The following is a 3,690-nucleotide window of genomic DNA, read 5'->3' on the forward strand; positions in this document are numbered from 1 at the left end:
GGGCGCCTTCTGCCTCATGGCTTCCATCGGGCACCGCACCGGGTTGTTCGACGCCATGCGTGATCAACCGCCCATGACGTCTGACGCGCTCGCCGAGCGCGCCGGCTTGAACGAGCGCTACGTGCGCGAGTGGCTCGGCGCGATGACGACGGCAGGTGCTATCGAAGTGGATCCGGCGACCAACCGCTACCTCCTGCCGCCCGAGCACGCGGCGTATCTCACGCGTGCCGCAGCGGCCGATAATTTTTCAGTGTTCACTCAGTACATTTCGCTGCTCGGCTCCGTCGAGGATGAAATTGTTGAGTGCTTCAAGAACGGCGGTGGCGTGCCTTACGAGCGCTTCCCACGATTTCACGAAGTCATGGCCGAGGACAGCGGGCAGTCGGTCATGTCATCGCTGGAGACCCACATCCTGCCGCTGGTTCCTGGCCTCGCCGAGCGCCTGCGGAGCGGCATCCGCATGCTCGACGTCGGGTGCGGGCGCGGCCGCATCATCAACCGTCTCGCCGAGCTGTTCCCGGCCAGCCGCTTCGTGGGCATGGACCTGTCCATGGAGGCGATTGCGACCGGGCGCATGGAGGCGGTGGCGCGGCGTCTGGGCAACGTGGAATTCCTCCCGGTCGATCTCAGCGACTTCGACCAGCGCGCCGAGGCGGAGACTTTTGATTTCATCACGACGTTCGATGCGGTGCACGACCAGGCGAAGCCTCTCGCGGTCCTCAAAGGCATCCATCGTGCGCTGAAGCCAGATGGCGTTTACTTGATGCAAGACATTCATGGCTCGAGCCACGTGCACAAGAACCTCGACCATCCGATGGGCACGTTCCTGTACACCGTGTCATGCCTCCACTGCATGACGGTTTCATTGGCACAGGGCGGCGAGGGGCTGGGCGCGATGTGGGGCGAGGAGATGGCGCGCGAGTATCTCGCGGAAGCGGGCTTCCGCTCGGTGGAGATGCACCGGCTCGCGCATGATATTCAGAATAATTGGTATGTGGTGCGCAAATAGGTGGGAGCGAGCGGGTGAGGATGGCGTGTGGAGGCTTATCGCGACGGCAAGCCGTCGCGATTACATGAAGCTAGGTTGCCGCTTCGCCCGGAACGCCTCGTACGCCTCGCGATAATTTGGGTGCTCCATCAGCTCCGCCTGCACCCGCGCTTCGTGATCGAGAGCCTGCTCGAGCGTCATGTGGGCCTCGAGCTCGAGCGCCTGCTTGGTGACCGCCAGCGCGTCCGCGGGGCCTTTTGCGAGCTTTTCGGCGAGCGCCATGGCCTCGGGCATGATGCGGTCCTGCGACACGACCCGGTGATAAAGCCCGATCTCTCCCGCGCGCTGCGCGCTGATGAAATCCCCGGTCATCAGGAGTTCGGTGGCGTGCGTGAGGCCGACCATTCGGGGCAACAGCCACGAAGCACCCATGTCGGCGCCGGAGAGCCCCACCCGTACAAACAAGAAAGCGATCTTGGCGCTCTCCGCGGCCACGCGAAAGTCGCAGGCCGCGGCGATCACGGCGCCCGCGCCGGCCACCGTGCCGTTGAGCGCGGCGATCACCGGCCGGCGGCAGCGGCGGATGGCCAGCACCAGGTCGCAGGTCATGCGGGTGAACTCGAGCAGCTCCTTGGGGCCTCGGCCGAACAGGGCGCCGATGATGTCCTCGACGTCGCCTCCCGAGCAGAAGCCGCGTCCTGCGCCGGTGATCACGATGGCGCGGACACCGGGCTCCTGGTCGAGCGCGCGGAAGGTGTCGCGCAGCTCGGCGTAGACCTCGAAGGTCAATGCATTGAGGCGCTCGGGTCGGTTGAGCGTGATGGTCGCGACCTGGGTCTTGAGGTCGAGCTCGTATAAGAAAGCGCGCGGCGCGATCGGCATCAGCGACCGGCTCCGATCATGGCCGTCGCTTCGATTTCCACCACCGCACCTTCGTCGACCAGGCCTTTGACTTCGACGAGCGTGGTCGCCGGGTAATAACGCGCGAAGCGCTGCTTCCAGGCTTCGCCCAGAGCCTCGCGACTGTCGAGATAGGCCTCGAGATTTGTTACGAAAATCGTGAGCCGGGTGATGTCCGTGGGCTGGCCACCCGCTTCCTGGACCACCGCGATCACGCGATCGAGCGCGTGTGCGAATTGCTGCTGGAAGCTGGGCGCCGACGATCTGTTCGCGCTCGCGACGTAGCCGGGCTGCCCGGCCACGAACAGGATGCGGCCGCTGTTGGCCATGATCCCGTGGCTGAAGCCCTTGGGCTTACCGAGCGACTCGGGATTGATGATGTCCAGGTTCGACATGGCGCGAAAACTATCACGGGCTGCGAAGCGTTCAAATCGGGCCTTGTCGGTTCAGACGCAAGAATTATCTTGACGGGTTGCGCGAGCAAGCATGCTCGGGTCTGCTGGCCGCTCTCTCACCGCACACCAAAGCGCTCCAGATCGCTGGGTGTGCGACTTCGAGTGGATCCGACGCGCGGCTCTCTCCCGATGTCGCGAACGGATCTGCCTGCGAATCCATAAGCCTCGAAAACTCCAGTGGTACAAGATTCATGTCGCCCTCGACACTCGCCCCCGCCGAGCTGTCACATGACAAATTACTCACGCTCTCAGCTGTCCGACGATGCTCTCCAGCGCCAGCTCACATCCTCGTTCATCCGCGAGCGGACAAGCACCGCCGAGCTCCTCGCCAACCTGGCCGAGTTCGATGCCCGCAGACTCTACTTGCCAGCAGGCTATCCCTCGATGTTCGCGTATTGCGTCGAGAAGTTTGGCTTGTCCGAGGACTCGGCATTCAAGCGCATCCGCGCTGCACGTGCCGCGCACCGTGTCCCGGCCTTGTTCGAAGCGATCGCCGATGGCCGGCTGAACCTGAACGGAGTCGTGCTGCTCGCCCCACAGCTGACCGTGGAAAACGCGCAAGAGTTGCTGACCGCGGCTTCTGGGAAGACGCGATTCCAGATCGAGCAGTTGCTCGCCGAGCGGTTTCCGAAACAGGATGTGGCCCCGGTCATCAGACCGAGGCGCTCGAGTGAGCCCCAGTCGCCAGCGCCGCAGGTTTTGGAGCTTGCGGCGCCCGTGTCAACGACGGAGCACGTCGTCCAGACAGGATCGGAGCCGCCTAAGGCTCCGGCCGTTGCCACACCGGCAAATAATCTACCGGCCGCGCGGCCAGTTGCGCGGACCGCCGCGCCTTGCAGGGTCATGCCGCTGTCGCCAGGGCGCTTCAAGATTCAGCTCACGATCGGGCAGAGTGCTCTCGATGACTTGCGGCGAGCGCAAGCCTTGCTCAGTCATCAGCTCCCGAGCGGCAATCTCGAGACCGTCATCGAACGGGCCCTGAGAGCCCTCGTCGAGAGACTCGAGAAGAACCGCTTCGCTGTGACTTCGAAGCCGCGCCATACCCAACCTCAATCCGGCAACCCGCGTACGATCCCTTCCTGCGTGAGGCGCGCCGTCAGAGAGAGAGACGGAGATCAGTGCACGTTCGTGAGCACTGATGGCCATCGATGCTCGGAACGACGGTTCCTCGAATTCGATCACGTCCTGGAAATCGCCCGAGGCGGGCAATCGACGGTCCAAGGCCTGCGGCTCCGCTGTCGCGCGCACAACCAGTACATGGCCGAGCGTACGTTCGGAGTCGAGTTCATGCGCCACAAACGCGAGCGAACGAGGCTCGCGCGCTTGGGCTGATGATCAGCGCACCAG

At 64.0% G+C, this 3,690-nt stretch carries 4 protein-coding genes; 2 read left to right on the forward strand and 2 right to left on the reverse strand.

Annotation, left to right across the window (positions count from 1 at the left end; genetic code table 11):
• Nucleotides 1-1,009, forward strand: a 1,009-nt coding sequence (locus VFQ05_06530) for a class I SAM-dependent methyltransferase (protein HET9326405.1), incomplete at its 5' end; no start/stop codon positions are given.
• Between the two features lie 60 nt (nucleotides 1,010-1,069).
• On the opposite strand, the gene VFQ05_06535 is transcribed toward VFQ05_06530, so the two are convergent.
• On the reverse strand, nucleotides 1,070-1,870 hold the full coding sequence (locus VFQ05_06535) for an enoyl-CoA hydratase family protein (GenBank protein ID HET9326406.1): 801 nt from the start codon (nucleotides 1,868-1,870) through the stop codon (nucleotides 1,070-1,072).
• Complete coding sequence (locus tag VFQ05_06540; GenBank protein HET9326407.1) at nucleotides 1,870-2,283, reverse strand: RidA family protein; 414 nt, start codon at nucleotides 2,281-2,283, stop codon at nucleotides 1,870-1,872. Before VFQ05_06540 ends, VFQ05_06535 begins: the two co-directional genes overlap by 1 nt.
• Before the next feature lie 444 nt (nucleotides 2,284-2,727).
• On the opposite strand from VFQ05_06540, the gene VFQ05_06545 reads away from it, so the two are divergent.
• A complete protein-coding gene (locus VFQ05_06545) occupies nucleotides 2,728-3,675 on the forward strand; it encodes a hypothetical protein (GenBank protein HET9326408.1) in 948 nt (315 codons plus the stop codon).
• Nucleotides 3,676-3,690 lie beyond the last annotated feature (15 nt).

It is taken from the genome of Candidatus Eisenbacteria bacterium, from assembly GCA_035712145.1.
Lineage (GTDB): Bacteria > Eisenbacteria > RBG-16-71-46 > RBG-16-71-46 > RBG-16-71-46 > DASTBI01.